This window comes from Methylobacterium sp. ap11 (genome assembly GCF_900110515.1).
Lineage (GTDB): Bacteria > Pseudomonadota > Alphaproteobacteria > Rhizobiales > Beijerinckiaceae > Methylobacterium > Methylobacterium ajmalii.
Map to the genome: position 1 here is coordinate 250,286 of NZ_FOEB01000006.1, position 16,507 is coordinate 266,792.

Below are 16,507 nucleotides of genomic sequence, written 5' to 3' on the forward strand. Positions count from 1 at the left end.
GCCGCCTACACCACGTGGTCCGGCGCCAGCGCGCAGGCCGGTCCCCCGGCCAGCTCGACCTGGAGCGTGACGTGGGCGATGCCGAAGCGGCGGCGCAGGGTGGCGGCGCAGTCGTTGAGGAAGGCGTTGCCGGGGTGGCCCTCCGGCATCACCAGATGGGCGGTGAGCGCCGTCTCGGTGGTGCTCATCGGCCAGACGTGGAGGTCGTGGACCTCCGTCACGCCCGGCCGCTCGGCGAGGCAGCGGCGCACGTCCGCCGGGTCGATGCCCGGGGGCACGGCGTCGAGCGAGAGCACGACGCTGTCGCGCAGGAGGCCCCAGGTCCCGGCGACGATCACCGCCACGATGACCAGGCTGGTCAGCGGGTCGACCCAGGTCCAGCCGGTCCACAGGATGACGAGGCCCGCCACCACCACGCCGGCCGACACCGCGGCGTCGGCCAGCATGTGCAGGTAGGCGCCGCGGATGTTGAGGTCGCCCTTGCGGCCCGAGGCGAACAGCCAGGCGGTGACGCCGTTCACCGCGATCCCGATCAGCGCCACGATGGTCACGGTGAGGCCCGGGACCGGGGCGGGCTCGTGGAAGCGCTGCACCGCCTCCCAGGCGATGGCGCCGACCGCCACCAGCAGGAACACCGCGTTGAACAGGGCGGCGAGGATCGAGGACGAGCGCAGTCCGTAGGTGAACCGCGCCGTCGGCCGGCGCTGGCCGAGCGTCGCCGCCGCCCAGGCGACGACGAGGCCGAGCACGTCCGACAGGTTGTGGCCGGCATCGGCGAGGAGCGCCACGGAATCGGTGAGGAACCCGTAGAACCCCTCGATCAGCACGAAGCCGGTGTTGAGCGCGATGCCGATCGCGAAGGCGCGGCCGAAGCTCGCCGGGGCGTGGACGTGGCCGGGGCCGTGACGGTGCCCTGCATGCTCGTGATCGTGGTCGCCATGGTCGTGCGCGTGGTCGTGGTGCTGGCCCATGCCCGGTTCCTGTTCCTCGCCCGGGCCGCCCTCGGGGCCCGTGCGGTCGTCGCGGCGCCGTTAGCTTTAGGGCGGGAAAGGCGGAGCGGCGAGCCCCGCCCGGGCAGGGTCACCCGGTCGCCAGCCGCAAGGCCGCCTCGGTCAGAGCCCCGTCCGGCCGGATCATCTGGTCGAGCACCGTGAAGTGGTCGTCGCCGGCAAGCGGCAGGAGGTCGCCGGCGAGGCCCGTCCCGGCCCAGGCCGCCTGGTAGACCTGCGACTGCCGGCACAGCTCCGGCAACTCGTCGGCGCCGTAGGCCACCGTGAGCGGCCCGGCGCGACGCGGCAGATGCCGGATCGGCGAGAGCGCCGCGACCTCGTCCGCGGTGAGGCGGAGCGCGTCGTCGAGCGCCGTGCGCCGGATCGGCGCGAGGTCGAAGATGCCGGAGACCGCCAAGCCCGCATCGACCTCCGGGCAGGCCATGGCGAGCGCCGCGAGGTGGCCGCCGGCCGACCAGCCCGACACGACGAGGCGCGACGGCCCCGCATGGGCGCGAAGGCGCGCCAGCGCCGCCGGGATCTCGGCGCAGAGCGCCGTCATCGTCGCCTGAGGGCAGAGGGTGTAGCCGATCATCGCGACGTCGAGTCCGCGGGCGAGCGGCCCCTCGGCCAAAGCCGCGAAGCCGGCCTTGTCGTTGCGCTGCCAGTAGCCGCCGTGGATGAAGGCGAGGAGCGGCGCGCCGTCACGGCCGCACCGGAAGAGGTCGAAACGCTGGCGCTCGCCCGCGCCGTAGGGGAGGTCGAGCTCGCCGGTCCGCGCCGCGCGGAAAGCCGCGCTGCGCTCGCGCAGGGACGCCATGAAGGCGCTGCTGCCGGCGACCGCGCCGGAATTGTCGTAGGCCCTGCTCAAGGTCGCGCGGTCCATCCCGCGCCAGTCGCCGCCCGCCATCGTCGTCCCCCGAGAGAATTTCAAAACGTATCGAACCAGAAGAACACGTGTCTTTTCCCCATCCACGACCTCATCCTGAGGCGTCAGTCCATCGACGATGGACTGACCTCGAAGGAGGGCTCCAGACGTCTCACCGCTCTCTGGAGCCCTCCTTCGAGGCTCCCGTTGGTCGCACCTCAGGATGAGGTCGGGGGTGGGAGGACGCGAGTCGTTCCGGTCGGACAAGCTCTTGGCATGAGGATAGCCCGGAAACGCGAAGGGGCGGCCCCGCGCCGCGCGCAGGGCCGCCCCCATCCGGAATCCGGGGTCGTGGAGACCCCGGGATCGTGCCTTACTCGGCCGGCTGCAGGGTCGGCTGCAGGGGCGGTAGGACCTCCAGCGGCATCGGGTTGCCGTCGAGGGCGGCCTTCAGGCGGTCCATGTCGACCTCGTTCTCCCAGCGGGCGACCACGATGCAGGCCACCGCGTTGCCGATGAAGTTGGTGAGCGCGCGGCACTCCGACATGAAGCGGTCGATGCCGAGGATCAGCGCCATGCCGACCACCGGCACGGAGGGGACCACCGCCAGCGTCGCGGCCAGCGTGATGAAGCCCGAGCCGGTGACGCCGGCCGCGCCCTTCGAGGAGAGCATCGCGACGAGGAGCAGCAGGGCCTGCTCGCCGTAGGAGAGGGGCGTGTCCGTCGCCTGGGCGATGAACAGGGCCGCCATGGTCATGTAGATGTTGGTGCCGTCGAGGTTGAACGAGTAGCCGGTCGGGACCACCAGGCCGACGACGGGCTTCGAGCAGCCGGCGCGCTCCATCTTCTCGAGCAGCGAGGGCAGGGCCGACTCGGAGGACGAGGTGCCCAGCACGAGCAGCAGCTCCTCCTTGATGTAGCGGATGAGCTTGACGATCGAGAAGCCGTTGTAGCGGGCGACGAGACCGAGGACGCCGAAGACGAAGATCGCCGAGGTCAGGTAGAAGGCGCCGACCAGGTAGGCGAGGTTGGCGAGCGAGGAGATGCCGTACTTGCCGATGGTAAAGGCCATCGCGCCGAAGGCGCCGATCGGGGCGACCTTCATGATGATGTGGACGACGCCGAAGATCGCCTCGGACAGGATCTTGATGAAGTCGAGCACCGGCTTGCCGCGCTCGCCCAGGAAGGCGAGGCCGAAGCCGAACAGCACCGAGAAGAACAGGACCTGCAGGATCTCGCCACCCGAGAACGCACCCACCGCCGTCGACGGGATGATGTTCATCAGGAAGTCGGTGATCGTCTGCGTCTTCGCCTTGTCGGCGTACATCGCGATCTGCTTGGGATCGAGCGACTTCGGATCGATGTGCATCCCCGCGCCCGGCTGGACGAGGTTCGCAATGATCAGGCCGACGATCAGCGCGAGCGTCGAGAAGGTGAGGAAGTAGATCAGCGCCTTGCCGCCGACCCGGCCGACCTTCTCGAGGTTGGTCATGCCGGCGATGCCGGAGACCACGGTGAGGAAGATCACCGGGGCGATGATCATCTTGACGAGCTTGATGAAGGCGTCGCCGAGCGGCTTCATGTCGGCGCCGAGCTGCGGGTAGAAGTGCCCGAGCGCGATGCCGATCGCGACGGCGACCAGGACCTGGAAGTACAGGGTCTTGTAAAGCGGCTTGGGGGCCGGGGGCGCGTGCGGCGCGGTCAGCGGGGACGGGATCGTAGCCATCGGACGTTCTCCCTATAATGGCTCGTTGAAAGGACGGGCGTTGGCGGCGGACCGCGGGATGCTCTTGCTGTTGCGCCTTGCGGCGGGTCTGTGGCCTTGCGGCGGGAACTTCGGCCTGGTGACAGGCCGGCCGCGCACCGGAAGGCTGCGGACGGACAGACAATGGCAACCGGCGTGCCAGCCGGCGAAAAACCGAAATTTTTTGTTAAACCCAACAGAATAAAAGAGTTTTCATGACACAGGGGGAAGCCGCCCGCCGCACCCGTCCGGCGCGCCGCAACGGCGGGATGGAAACCGTGCGGAAATCCGCAACCGTCCGGGCGTGCCGCGCGGGGCGGCCGTGACCGGCTGGCGCTCGCTGCCGCGCTCGCCGGCCCTGCCCTGGCTTCTGGGGCTCGCCGCGGTGCTGGCCGCCGCGGTGCTGGCCGGCCGCCACGCCGAGCGGGCGGCACTCGCGGACGTGCGGCGCTCGGCCACCGCGACGCTCGCGCTCCACGTCGCCGCCTTCCGCACCGAGATGCAGAAGCAGGGCTCGCTGCCGCTCGCGCTCGCCAGCGACCCGGAGATCGCCGCGGTGGTCGGCGCCTCGCCCGACCCGGCCCTCGTCGCCCGGGTCGACGACCGCCTCGCCGAGATCGCCCGGGCGTCGGGCGCGGCGGTCGTCTACGTCATCCGCCGGGACGGACGGGCGGTGGCGGCGAGCAATGCCGGCGAGCCGGGCAGCTTCGTCGGGGCGATGTACGCCTTCCGGCCCTACTTCCAGCAGGCGCTCGCCGAGGGGGCCGGGCGCCAGTTCGCCCTCGGCACCGTCAGCGGCCGGCCCGGCCTCTATCTCAGCCGCCGGGTCGCCGGGCCCGGCGGGCAGACCGGGGTCGTGGTGGTCAAGGTCGAGTTCGACGCCATCGAGGCCGCCTGGCGAAAGGGGGCCGAGACCGGCGGCGAGACCGTGATGGTGACTGATCCCCGCGGCATCGTGCTGGTGGCGAGCGAGCCGGCCTGGCGCTTCGGCGCCCTGCGCCCGGTGCCCGACGACGAGCGTCGGCTGATCCGCGAGCGGCTGGAATTCGGCGAGGCGCCGCTCCAGGCGCTGCCGCTGCACCCGGCGGCCGACGGGACCCTGGTGCGGGTCGGCCACGGGGCCGAGCCGGCGCGCCTCGCCATGCCCCTCGACGCCGCGATCCCGGGCACCACCTGGCGGCTCCACACCCTGACGCGGATCGGCGTGGCGGTGGCCCGCGAGCGGATCCAGGCCCAGGTCATCGCCGGCCTGATGGTCGGCCTCGCCTGCCTGGGCCTCGCCGAGGTCGCCGGGCGGCGCCGGCGCCTGCGGGCGAGCCTCGCCGAGGCGGCGGCTCGGCGCACCGAGCTGGAGGCCCGGGTCCGCGAGCGGACCCGGGCGCTGACGGAAGCCAACCAGAAGCTCAAGGGCGAGATCGCCGAGCGCCGGCGGGCGGAGGCCGAGCGCCAGCGCCTCGGGCGCGAGCTCGCCCATGCGGGCCGCCTCGCCGCGCTCGGCCAGTTCGCCGCCAGCATGGCGCACGAGATCAACCAGCCGCTCGCGGCGATCCGCTCCTACGCCGACAATGCCGGCATCCTGATCCAGCGCGAGCGGCTGCCGGAGGCGACCGAGAACCTCGCGGCGGTGGGCCGCCTGACCGAGCGCATTGCCGGCCTGACGCGCCAGCTCAAGGGCTTCGCCCGCAAGGCCTCGGGCCGGCGCGATCCGGTGGCGCTCGCCGGCGTGGTGCGGTCGAGCCTCGAGGTGGTGGACGGGCGGCTCGCCGGCATCGCCCTCGACCTCGCGCTGCCCGAGCCCTCGCCCTACGTACTGGGGGAGGGGCCGCGGCTGGAGCAGGTCGTCGTCAACCTCGTCCAGAACGCCCTCGACGCGGTCGCGGGCGTCGCCGAGCCCCGCGTCGCCGTGACGGTGCGGGTCGCGGGGGAGCGCGCGGTGCTGGAGGTGGGCGACAACGGCGGCGGCCTGCCCGACGGGGGCGCCCAGGTGTTCGACGCCTTCTTCACCACCAAGACCGGCGGCCTCGGCCTCGGCCTCGCCATCTCGCGCGGCATCGTCGAGGATTACGGTGGCAGCCTCTCGGCCGGCGCCTCGCCGGAGGGCGGGGCGCTGTTCCGGGTCGAGCTGCCGCTGGCCCCCACCCCGCCCGCCGGGGGCGGGGCCGAGACCGCCGGATCCGGGACGCCCGGGCCCCGCAAACCCGCAACCGAGGGAACCGCCGCATGAGCGCGCCGTCCGACCGCGTGGTCTTCGTCGACGACGAGGAGGAGGTGCGCCGGGCCAACGGCCAGAGCCTCGACCTCGCGGGCTTCGCCGTCGAGACCCATGGCGACGCCGAATCGGCCCTGCGGGCGGTCCTCGCCGATCCGCCGGGGGTGGTCGTCACCGACGTGCGCCTGCCGGGCCTCGACGGGCTCGGGCTGTTCTCCGCCCTGCAGGAGGCCGATCCCGAATTGCCGGTGATCCTGATCACCGGCCACGGTGACATCACCATGGCGGTGCGGGCGATGCGGGCCGGCGCCTACGACTTCCTGGCCAAGCCCTACCCGGCCGAGACGCTGGTCGCCTCGGTGCGCCGCGCGCTGGAGCGCCGCCAACTGGTGGTCGAGAACCGCTCCCTGCGCTCCCGCCTCGACGCCGCGGTGGCCGAGGACCCGGCCTTCCTCGGCGTCTCGCCGGCGATCACCCGCCTGCGCCAGTTCGTGCGGGAGGTGGCGCAGGCCGACGTCGACGTGATGGTGCTGGGCGAGACCGGCTCGGGCAAGGAGGTGGTGGCGAGCGCGCTCCACCGCTGGAGCCGGCGGGCCAAGGGCAACTTCGTCGCGATGAATTGCGGCGCGCTGCCCGACACCGTGGTTGAGAGCGAACTGTTCGGTCACGAGGCCGGGGCCTTCACGGGCGCGCTCAAGAAGCGGGTCGGGCGCATCGCGCATGCCGATGGCGGCACGCTGTTCCTCGACGAGATCGAGAGCATGGCGCTGAACATCCAGGTCAAGCTCCTGCGGGTACTGCAGGAGCGGGTGGTGGAGCCGCTCGGCACCAACGCGATCCAGCCCGTCGACATGCGGGTGGTGGCCGCGACCAAGATCGACCTCGGCCAGGCCGCCGCGCAGGGGACGTTCCGGGACGACCTATACTACCGCCTGAACGTCGTCTCGGTGGCGATCCCGCCGCTGCGCGAGCGGCGCGAGGACGTGGCGCTGCTATTCGAGCACTTCCTGCGCAAGGCCGCCGCCCGCTTCAACCGCGAGCCGCCGCCGGTGACGCCTGCGATCCGCGAGCACCTGAGCCGGCACGACTGGCCGGGCAACGTCCGCGAGCTTGGCCATTTCGCCGAGCGCTGCGCGCTCGGCCTCAATCCGACCGGCCCGGCCGTGCCTGAGCCGGCCAAAGCCGCGACGCTGGCCGAGCAGATGGACCGCCACGAGCGTGGCCTGATCCGCGATGAGCTGATCATGGCCGGGGGCGATGTCCGGGTGGCGGCCGAGGCGCTCGGGACGCCCCGAAAGACGCTCTACGACAAGATCGCCCGCCACGGCCTCGACCCGAACGACTATCGCTGAGGCTGGAGGGGCGGGCCGGTCCGGAAGGCTTCGGTGTGGATGCCCGCACGTCGTCCTAAAGGTGCGGTGCACGCCTCTTCGGTGGGCGTGGCCGTCACCTGAGCGAAGGTGGTTCGCCAAGACTGCGCCCTCGCCCGGAGGACGCAACGGTATCGGCCGCGGCGCGATGCCGGAACGGCGGGAGCGCGGCGAGGGCAGGCGGGACCGGGTGAGGCCGCGGCGGTGCCGGTGCGCCCCGTGCCGTTCGTTTCGAAGGCGCGGCGGCGCGCCCGTTCACTGTCGAGCGACGGGATCGTCCAATCCAGCAGGCCGCCCCGAAAACGTCTTTCGATATCCCAAACGCGAAGAGCCCGGCCGTGAGGCCGGGCTCCGCTCCGTCGTGATGACGGAAAGTCGGATCCTAGTAGGAGCCGAACTTGTAGTTCAGGCCGGCGCGGACGACCGCGAACTCGGTCTCGCGACGGTACAGGTTGGCCGGGCCGACCGACACGACGCCCGGCGAGAACACCGAGTACTGCGTGCCGTTGGCGGTCTGGGCGAACACGCCGTTGTTGCGGTTGCCCTGGTCCAGGTTCACGTACAGACCTTCGACCTTCAGCGTCACGGCCGACGAGCGGAAGAAGTTCAGGAACGAGTCGGTGGGCAGAGCGTACTCGACGCCGCCGCCGACGACCCAGCCGGTCTGGAAGTTGTCGCGCGAGCTGTTCGGCAGGCCGAAGTCCTGGCCGCCGCCCGAGCCGTAGGCGAAGCCGCCGGTGGCGTACACGAGGGTGCGGTCCCAGGCGTAGCCGAGGCGGCCGCGCACGGTGCCGAAGAAGTCCAGGCCCGAGATGCCGTTCGGGTTGAACACCTGGGTGCCCGGGGCGATGCCGCCGCCCGGCACGGTGGCGAAGGCGAAGCGGTTGCGGCTGCGGCCGAAGTCGACGTACTGGGCGTCGGCCTCGATACCCACGACCACGCCCGAGCCCGGGGTGAACTGGTAGTTGTAGCCGATCTGGCCGCCGCCGACGAAGCCGTCGTTGCTGTTGCGGTTGCCGAAGGCGACGACGCCGGTGGCCGGGCGGCCGAACTGGTCGATGAACACGCTGTTGGCGGCAACGGTGCCGGCCGGCACGCCGATCACGGTCGGGGCGCGGGTGTCAGCGGTGTTGAAGCCGTAACCGGCGTTGAAACCGGCGTAGAAGCCCGTCCAGGTGAAGACCGGCACCGGGGTGAAGACCGGCGGCGGGGCGACGCGACGCGGCAGGTCGGCAGCCGAAGCGGCGGCGGTCAGCGCGGTGAAGGCAGCGAAAGCACTCAGGAGTTTCTTCATGATGGTCCCCAGCAGGTTCCCCTATCGACACCAAGCTAGACCATTTCGGTGGCGCACGATGTAGCAGTTAGGTCACATCGGGGAGGCAACGACACGGCCGGCGGCCGGGCTTCCGCGGAAAATGTCAAGCCTGCCGGCAAACCATCCCGCGAATCCACCGGGCGTCGGTGGCGCGGATGCGGGCAGGGACGAAGGTCCGGCTTCAGACCGGCGGGGTCCCGTTGGCGGAGAGCACCGCCCCGGCGAGGTAGAGCGAGCCGCAGATCAGCACCCGGGGCGGGCGCTCCCAGGCCCGGTCGCCGAGCGAGGTGAGCGCCGCCTCGAGGCTCGGTGCCGTCGCGGCGGTCAGGCCGGCCCGGCCGGCGATCTCCGCGACCTCCTCGGGCGGCCGCGCCGCCATCTGGCCTGCGAGGGGCACCGCCACCAGGAAGCGGGCGAGCCCGCTGAAGTTGGCCAGGAACCCTTCCGCGTCCTTGGTGCCGAGCAGCGCCGAGACGAGGACCAGGGGCGCGTCGCCCCGCTCCTGCAGGTCGGCCATCGCGGTAGCCAGGATGCGCCCGCCATCGACGTTGTGGCCGCCGTCGAGCCACAGCTCCGAGCCCGGCGGCAGCAGGCCGGCGAGACGGCCCTGGCGCAGGCGCTGGAGCCGGCCCGGCCACTCGACGGCGGCAAGCCCGGCCTCGAACGCCTCGGTGCCGATGTCGCCGAAGCCCGCGGCGCGCAACGCCGCGATCGCCGTGCCGGCATTGACGATCTGGTGGCGCCCGGCGAGCTTCGGCCGCGGCAGGTCGAGGAGCCCGTCCTCGTCCTGGTAGACCAGCCGGCCGCGCTCCTCGTGGGCCGAGAAATCCTGGTTGCCGACGAGGATCGGCGTGGCGCCGACCGCCTCGGCCCGGGCGCAGAGCACCGCGTCGGCCTGGGCGTAGTCCTGCGGGGCGATCACCGCCGGGCAGCCGCGCTTGAAGATGCCGGCCTTCTCGCCCGCCACCGCCTCGACGGTGTCGCCGAGATACTCGGCGTGGTCGCGGCCGATCGGCGTCACCACGGCGCAGGCCGGGCGGTCGATGACGTTAGTGGCGTCGACCCGGCCGCCGAGCCCGACCTCGAGCAGCAGCACGTCGGCGGGCGCCTCGGAGAACAGCAGCAGGGCCGCCGCGGTGGTGATCTCGAACACCGTGATGGGGGCGCCGGCATTTACCGCCTCGCAGCGGGCGAAGGCCTCGGCCAGCCGGTCCTCCGGCACGAAGCGGCCGCCGCCGACGGCGCCGAGCCGGATGCGCTCGTGGAAGCGCACGAGGTGGGGCGAGGTGTAGACGTGGGCCGAGAGGCCGCCGGCCTCCAGGATCGCCCGCATCGTGGCGATGGTCGAGCCCTTGCCGTTGGTGCCGGCGACGTGGATCACCGGCGGCAGCCGCCGCTCCGGGTGGCCCAGCGCCGCGAGCAGGCGCTCGATCCGTCCGAGCGACAAATCGATGGTGCGCGGATGCAGGGCCAGGAAGCGCGCCATCAAGGCGTCGGAGGATTCCATCGGGGTGTTCCGCGGGGTCTTCCATCCGGCCCGCCGCCGGTGCGGCGGGCGCGGGAGGGGATCATACGACGACCGGGCGAGCGGACGGCAAGGCCGAAATCGGCCCCCGCGCTGCACTGAAGCGGGAGCGCGATCCGGAGACGGGCCCGGCTCAGGCCGGGACGGCGCGGGGCTCGGGCTTCGGCTCGACCTTTGGCTCGGGCTTGGCCTCGACCTTCGGCTCGGACACCGCCTCGGCCGGGGCCGCGACCGGGACCTGCATCAGGAGCCCGCACAGGCCCGCGACGGTGGCCTTCATCTCGCGGCGGTGGACGACCTGGTCGACCATGCCGTGCTCCTTCAGGTACTCGGCGCGCTGGAAGCCGTCGGGCAGCTTCTCGCGGATGGTCTGCTCGATCACCCGCGGGCCGGCAAAGCCGATCAGCGCCCCCGGCTCGGCGAGGTGCACGTCGCCGAGCATCGCGTAGGAAGCGGTGACGCCGCCGGTGGTCGGGTTGGTCAGCACCACGACGTAGGGCAGGCGGGCGTTGTTCAGCCGGCGCACCGCCACGGTGGTGCGGGGCATCTGCATCAGCGACAGGATGCCCTCCTGCATCCGCGCCCCGCCGGAGGCCGCGAACAGCACGTAGGGCGTGCGCTTCTCGAGCGCCGTCTCGGCGCCGCGCACGAAGGCCTCGCCGGCCGCCATGCCGAGCGAGCCGCCCATGAAGCCGAAATCCTGCACCGCCAGCGTCATCGGCAGGCCGGCGACGCGGCCGTACCCGACCTTGAAGGCGTCGGTCATGCCGGTCTTGGCGCGGGCGTCCTTCAGCCGGTCGGCGTAGCGCTTCTCGTCGCGGAACTTCAGCGGGTCGGCCGGCGCGTCGGGCAGCGGCACGTCGAGCCAGGTGCCCTGGTCGAACATCAGCTTCAGGCGCTGCTGCGCGGTGATGCGCAGGTGGTGCTCCGAGCCGGGGATCACCCAGCCGTTGGCCTCCACCTCCTTGTGGAAGACCATCTGGCCGGTCTCCGGGCATTTCACCCAGAGGTTCTCCGGCGTCTCGCGCTTGAACAGCGTCTTGATCTTCGGGCGCACGACCTCGGAGATCCAGTTCATCGCCTCGACCATGATCGCTCCTCGGTCGTCGGAATCATATCGGTTCTAGATGGGGACGCGGCTCAGCCCGCGCGACCGGCGCGCACGCCGGCGGCGAGGTCGCGCACGAGCGCCGTCACCGCCTCGACCGCGGCCGCGCCACCCCGGCCCTCGCCGTCGAGGGTGCGGGCGAGCGTGTCGACGATCGCCGAGCCCACCACCACGCCGTCGGCGTAGCGGGCGATCGACGCGGCGTGCTCGCCGGTCTTGACGCCGAAGCCGACCACCACCGGCAGGTCGGTGTGGCGGCGGATGCGCTCGACCGCGCCGCCGACCACGCCGAAATCCGGGGTCGCGGTGCCGGTGATGCCGGTGATCGAGACGTAGTAGACGAAGCCCGAGGTGTTCGCGAGCACGGCGGGCAGGCGCGCCTCGTCGGTGGTCGGCGTGGCGAGCCGGATGAAGGCGAGGCCGGCCTGAAGCGTCGGCAGGCAGAGCTCGTCGTCCTCCTCCGGCGGCAGGTCGACCACGATCAGCCCGTCGATGCCGGCCGCCTTGGCCTCGTCGAGGAAGCGGGCGACGCCGTAGATGTAGATCGGGTTGTAGTAGCCCATCAGGATCACCGGCGTGCCGGCGTTCTCGGCCCGGAAGCGGCGCACCAGCTCCAGGGTGCCGGCGAGCGTCTGGCCGATCTTCAGGGCGCGCAGGCCCGCCGCCTGGATCGCCGGGCCGTCCGCCATCGGGTCGGTGAACGGCAGGCCGAACTCGACGATGTCGGCACCGGCCTCCGGCAGGGCGCGCAGCACCTGCAGCGAGGTCTCGGGGTCGGGGTCGCCCGCCATCACGTAGGTGACGAGGGCGGCGCGGTTCTCCGCGCGGCAGCGGGCGAAGGTATCGGCGAGACGGGTGGTCATCGGGAACGACCTCGGGGCGGGCTCCGGGCGGCGACGCGGGCCCCGGCGGGGACGCGCCGCGGCGCGCACGGGCGAAACGGATCGCCGCGCCTACACCATCGGCGGCCGCAGATAAAGTTTCAGGCCGGTGGCGCTTCCGCGGGTGCCGCTCCGGCGGCTCGGCACAGGGACGCGAGCGTCACCCGGCCGCCCTCGAGACCGACCTGCGCCTGTCCGCTCGCCAGCATCAGGGAAAGCGCGTCCTTGAGCGAAGCGCCGGGATCGAGGCGGGGCGCGGCCGCCCCGGCGGACTCGGGCTCGGGCTCGGCGTAGTCCCGAGCCGGCAGCAGGGCGAGGCGCCTCAGCCACCGGTCGGCGCCCATGAAACGCTCCGCGAAGGCGTCGGCGGGCGCGGCGAGGAGCTTTTCCGGGGGAGCGGCCTGGACGAGCCGACCCCCGCGCATCAGCGCCACCGTGTCGCCCATCCGCACCGCCTCGTCGAGGTCGTGGGTGACCATCAGCACGGTCTTCCCCAGGCGGGCCAGGATGCCCCGGACCTCGTCCTGCAGCCGGGCGCGTGCCACGGGATCGACGGCGCCGAAGGGCTCGTCCATCAGCAGCACCGGCGGGTCGGCGGCGAGCGCCCGGGCGACGCCGACCCGCTGGCGCTGGCCGCCCGACAGCGCGTCGGGCCGCCGGTCGCGGACCTCGCCGGGATCGAGGCCGACGAGGTCGAGCATCGCGTCGACCCGCCCGGCGATCCGCCGGCGGTCCCAGCCGAGGAGGCCCGGCACCGTCGCGACGTTCTGGGCGACCGTGCGGTGGGGAAACAGCCCGACACCCTGGAGCACGTAGCCGATGCCCCTGCGCAAGGAGATCGGGTCGAGCCCGGCGACGTCCCGGCCTTCGACCAGCACCCGGCCGGCGCTCGGCGTCACCAGGCGGTTGACCATCTGCAGGGCCGTCGACTTGCCGCAGCCCGACGGGCCGATCAGCACGCAGGTGGTGCCGGCCTCGACCGTGAGGTCGAAATCGTCCAGCGCCGGACGGGCCTGCCCGGGATAGGTCTTGGAGGCGCCCTCGAAACGGATCATCGGGGTGATCGCCGGAGTGTCAGCAGCCGTGGCAGATCGACCCGAGGGTGCGCTTCATCCGGACGTCCCAGGCCTTGTCGCGGGCGGCGGTCGCGGCCTGCGCCTTGCGGGAGGCTTCCGCCATGTCGGCCTTCGCGCCCTCGGGCTTCACCGCCGCCTGGGCGGCGTCGCCCCGGCGGGGCTGGCGCCGGCCGTTCGCGGGAGCCGGGTTCGCCGCGGGCGCGGTCACGCCGAGGGGTGCCGTGCCGGCCGGGGCGGAGGCCTCGGTCTGCGCCGCGGCGGTGCCGGCGGCGAGGGCGAGAAGGGTGGTGGCGAGGAGGAGGCGCATGGCGGGGTCTCGGGGCCGCCCGCCGCGTCGCGGGAGGCTGGGACAAGGAACGGGCGTCGCACCTTATGCGGTTTCCGCGGCGCGCGACACCGGCGCCGATCGGCGCATCCGCGTGCCCTGTTCGCAGCGTGGCCGCCGGGGGTGACAGGGCGGGCGCGCTCCGGCAGGGTCGCCCTCCCGCCCGCGCCGGAGGCCCCGATGACCCGCCGCCCCGATCCCGCGCCCCGTGCGCTGCCCACGCGCCGCGAGGCGGTGGCGGCGGCGCTCGTTCGCCTGGCGCCCCGGGTGCCGGACTTCGAATCGGAAGCGATCGTCGACCGGGCGCTGGCCAGCACCGGCCTGCGCAATGCGGCACCCGAGACCGCGGCCTGGCTCGGCCTGGTGTCGTATGCCCGCCACGTCTTCACCGAGTACGATTCCCTCCTGGAGGAGGGCTACGACCAGGACAGCGCCCGCCACTTCATCCTCGACGACCTCAACGCCGTGCTGGCCGAGTGGGGCGTGCGGCGGCGGATCGGCGAGGACGAGGACACCGCAGGATCCGGCATCTCTCGATCCGGAACCTCCGGGGGCGAGCCGGCGTGACCGTTCCTATATGATGGGGCAGCCCCGCCCGACCTTCGAAGCCCGATGACCGCCCCGATCGCCGACGTCCTGATCCCGCTCGCCCTCGACCAGGCCTACAGCTACGCCGTGCCGCCCGAGCTCACCCTCCAGGAGGGCGACGTGGTGCAGGTGCCGCTCGGCCCGCGGGAGACCGTGGGCGTGGTCTGGTCCCTGCGCGACGGGGCCGGCTCGAACCTGCGCCGCGTCAGCGGGCGGGTCGACGCCGAGGGGTTGAGCCCGGCGCTGCGCCGCCTCGTCGAGTGGATCGCCCGCTACACCCTGGCGCCGAAGGGCCTGGCGCTCGCCATGACCCTGCGCCTCCCGGAGGAGGGCCGCACCGAGACCGCCAAGGTCGGCGTGCGGGCGACCGGGATGCCGCCGAGCCGGATGACCCCGGCCCGGGGCAAGGTGGTGGCGGTGGCGGCCGACGGCGCGGTGCGCGGCAAGCGCGCGCTGAGCCTGGAGGCCGGCGTCAGCGCCAGCGTGGTCGACGGGTTGATCGACGACGGCGTGCTCGAGACCGTGGCGCTCGCCCCCGACCGCGTCGCCGAGCCGCCGGACCCGGACCATCCGCACGATCCCCTCTCGGGGCCCCAGGCCGAGGCCGCCCGGGCGCTGATCGCGACGCTCACCGCGCCGCCGACGGATGGCGGTGCGACGGGCGAGGGCGGGGTGACGCTGCTCGAGGGCGTCACCGGCTCGGGCAAGACGGAGGTCTATTTCGAGGTCGTGGCCGAGGCCCTGCGCCGGGGCGTGCAGTCGCTCGTGCTGATGCCCGAGATCGCCCTGACGGCCCAGTTCCTCGATCGCTTCGCCAAGCGCTTCGGCGTGCGTCCCGCCGCCTGGCATTCCGGCGTCGGCGGGCGCCGTCGCGAGAAGATCCGGGCCGGCGTGTCGTCGGGCGAGGTGCAGGTGGTGGTCGGTGCCCGCTCGGCCCTGTTCCTGCCGTTCCGCACCCTCGGCCTCATCGTGGTCGACGAGGAGCACGAGGGCGCCTACAAGCAGGATGACGGCGTGTGCTACCACGCCCGCGACATGGCGGTGGTGCGCGGCAAGCTCGAACACGCCGCCGTGGTGCTGGCCTCGGCGACGCCCGCGATCGAGACCCGGGTCAATGCCGAGCGCGGCCGCTACCGCCGGGTGGTGATGCCAGAACGCTTCGGCGGCCGGCGCCTGCCGGAGATCCAGGCCATCGACATGCGGCGCGAGAAGGTGCCGCGCGGGCATTACCTGTCCCCGAGCCTCGTCTCCGCCATCGCCGAGACCAATGCCCGGGGCGAGCAGGCGCTGCTCTTCCTCAACCGGCGCGGCTACGCGCCGCTGACGCTCTGCCGGGCCTGCGGCCACCGCTACCAATGCCCGAACTGCTCGACCTGGCTCGTCGAGCACCGCTTCCGCCGGGCGCTGGTCTGCCACCATTGCGGGCACGCCGAGCGCCGGCCCGAGGCCTGCACCGAGTGCGGCACCTTCGACAACCTGACCGCCTGCGGCCCGGGGGTCGAGCGCATCGCCGAGGAGGTCGCCGCCACCTTCCCGGACAAGCGGGTGATCGTGCTCTCGAGCGACTTTCCCGGCGGGGCCGAGCGGCTGCGAGCCGAGCTCCAGACCGTGGCGGAGGGCGGCTGCGACATCGTGGTGGGCACCCAGCTCGTCGCGAAGGGCCACAACTTCCCGCACCTGACGCTGGTGGGCGTGCTCGACGCCGATATCGGGCTCACCTCCGGCGATCCCCGCGCCGCAGAGCGCACTTTCCAGCTGCTGCAGCAGGTGACGGGCCGCGCCGGGCGCGGCGAGAAGCCGGGCCGGGCGCTGGTCCAGACCTACCAGCCCGAGCACCCGGTGATCTCGGCGCTGATCTCGGGCGACGCCGAGCGCTTCTACTCGGAGGAGACGGCCGCCCGCGAGGTCGCCGGCCTGCCGCCCTTCGGCCGGCTCGCGGCCCTCGTCATCTCCTGCACCGACCGCGAGGCCGCCGAGGCCCATGGCCGCGCGCTCGCCCGCGTCGCCGAGCCGCCGCCCGGCGTGATGGTGCTCGGCCCCGCCGAGGCGCCGCTGGCGCTCGTGCGCGGCCGCTACCGCTTCCGCCTCCTGGTCAAGACCGAGCGCGAGATCGACCTCCAGGGCTACCTGCGCGACTGGCTCGCCCGGGGGCCGAAGGTGCGGGGCAATCTCAGGGTCGGGATCGACGTCGATCCGCAGAGTTTCTTGTAGGGCGCGGATCCGATCGGCCCGGTCGCGCGAGGGGCTGCCGAGAGGGGGCGAGCTGCCCGGTTCGACCATCGAGCTGTCGAAGCTGTCGGTCCATGCGAATGGTCGTGGCCGGGGGCCGGCGTTCCGGGAGGCTTTGGACCGGGTGTGCCGGTCCGTAACGGTGGCGATCGCCGAACGTTCGGATCCTCGGGTCGGGTTCGGGGGCCTGCCCGAGCGGTGGATCGTAGGGCGGACGATCGGCCGGTTTGATCGATGCCGACGGCTGGCGAAGGGGTGGGAGTGCCGCACCCGCAAGGCG

General features: G+C 73.0%; 13 protein-coding genes. 4 read left to right on the plus strand and 9 right to left on the minus strand.

Annotation, left to right across the window (positions count from 1 at the left end; genetic code table 11):
- Nucleotides 1-5: 5 nt before the first annotated feature.
- The 3 genes from BMX97_RS11465 to BMX97_RS11475 form a co-directional block, all read right to left on the minus strand.
- Complete coding sequence (locus BMX97_RS11465) at nt 6-971, minus strand: cation diffusion facilitator family transporter (protein ID WP_091749607.1); 966 nt, start codon at nt 969-971, stop codon at nt 6-8.
- 109 nt (nt 972-1,080) lie between these two features.
- The gene (locus tag BMX97_RS11470) at nt 1,081-1,875 is read right to left on the minus strand and encodes an alpha/beta hydrolase (RefSeq protein ID WP_244538382.1); all 795 of its coding nucleotides are present in this window, start codon (nt 1,873-1,875) and stop codon (nt 1,081-1,083) included.
- Nucleotides 1,876-2,230: 355 nt separating this feature from the next.
- Nucleotides 2,231-3,583, minus strand: a complete 1,353-nt coding sequence (locus BMX97_RS11475) for a dicarboxylate/amino acid:cation symporter (protein WP_091749612.1) — start codon at nt 3,581-3,583, stop codon at nt 2,231-2,233.
- 340 nt (nt 3,584-3,923) lie between these two features.
- Between BMX97_RS11475 and BMX97_RS11480 the strand changes: the two genes are divergently transcribed.
- The gene (locus BMX97_RS11480) at nt 3,924-5,825 is read left to right on the plus strand and encodes a sensor histidine kinase (protein WP_091749961.1); all 1,902 of its coding nucleotides are present in this window, start codon (nt 3,924-3,926) and stop codon (nt 5,823-5,825) included.
- Entirely contained in the window at nt 5,822-7,162 is a 1,341-nt protein-coding gene (locus tag BMX97_RS11485) for a sigma-54-dependent transcriptional regulator (RefSeq protein WP_091749615.1), read from the plus strand. The genes BMX97_RS11480 and BMX97_RS11485 overlap by 4 nt, the downstream gene beginning before the upstream one ends.
- Before the next feature lie 400 nt (nt 7,163-7,562).
- On the opposite strand, the gene BMX97_RS11490 is transcribed toward BMX97_RS11485, so the two are convergent.
- The 6 genes from BMX97_RS11490 to BMX97_RS11515 form a co-directional block, all read right to left on the minus strand.
- Nucleotides 7,563-8,474 carry an outer membrane protein gene (locus BMX97_RS11490; RefSeq protein WP_091749618.1) on the minus strand — a complete coding sequence of 304 codons (912 nt, stop codon included), beginning with the start codon at nt 8,472-8,474 and terminating at the stop codon, nt 7,563-7,565.
- A 202-nt stretch (nt 8,475-8,676) separates the two neighbouring features.
- A complete protein-coding gene (locus BMX97_RS11495) occupies nt 8,677-10,002 on the minus strand; it encodes a bifunctional folylpolyglutamate synthase/dihydrofolate synthase (RefSeq protein WP_091749621.1) in 1,326 nt (441 codons plus the stop codon).
- A gap of 151 nt (nt 10,003-10,153) precedes the next feature.
- Nucleotides 10,154-11,110: an acetyl-CoA carboxylase, carboxyltransferase subunit beta gene (accD, locus tag BMX97_RS11500; protein WP_091749624.1), complete on the minus strand. Its 957-nt coding sequence runs from the start codon at nt 11,108-11,110 to the stop codon at nt 10,154-10,156.
- A 50-nt stretch (nt 11,111-11,160) separates the two neighbouring features.
- Nucleotides 11,161-11,991 (minus strand): tryptophan synthase subunit alpha, encoded by an 831-nt coding sequence (trpA, locus tag BMX97_RS11505; protein WP_091749627.1) that lies wholly within the window; start codon nt 11,989-11,991, stop codon nt 11,161-11,163.
- A 119-nt stretch (nt 11,992-12,110) separates the two neighbouring features.
- Complete coding sequence (locus tag BMX97_RS11510; protein ID WP_091749629.1) at nt 12,111-13,064, minus strand: ABC transporter ATP-binding protein; 954 nt, start codon at nt 13,062-13,064, stop codon at nt 12,111-12,113.
- A 19-nt stretch (nt 13,065-13,083) separates the two neighbouring features.
- On the minus strand, nt 13,084-13,392 hold the full coding sequence (locus BMX97_RS11515) for a hypothetical protein (protein ID WP_091749633.1): 309 nt from the start codon (nt 13,390-13,392) through the stop codon (nt 13,084-13,086).
- A 198-nt stretch (nt 13,393-13,590) separates the two neighbouring features.
- On the opposite strand from BMX97_RS11515, the gene BMX97_RS11520 reads away from it, so the two are divergent.
- On the plus strand, nt 13,591-13,977 hold the full coding sequence (locus tag BMX97_RS11520) for a DUF2293 domain-containing protein (protein WP_091749636.1): 387 nt from the start codon (nt 13,591-13,593) through the stop codon (nt 13,975-13,977).
- Nucleotides 13,978-14,022: 45 nt separating this feature from the next.
- Nucleotides 14,023-16,209, plus strand: a complete 2,187-nt coding sequence (locus BMX97_RS11525; RefSeq protein WP_091749639.1) for a primosomal protein N' — start codon at nt 14,023-14,025, stop codon at nt 16,207-16,209.
- Nucleotides 16,210-16,507 lie beyond the last annotated feature (298 nt).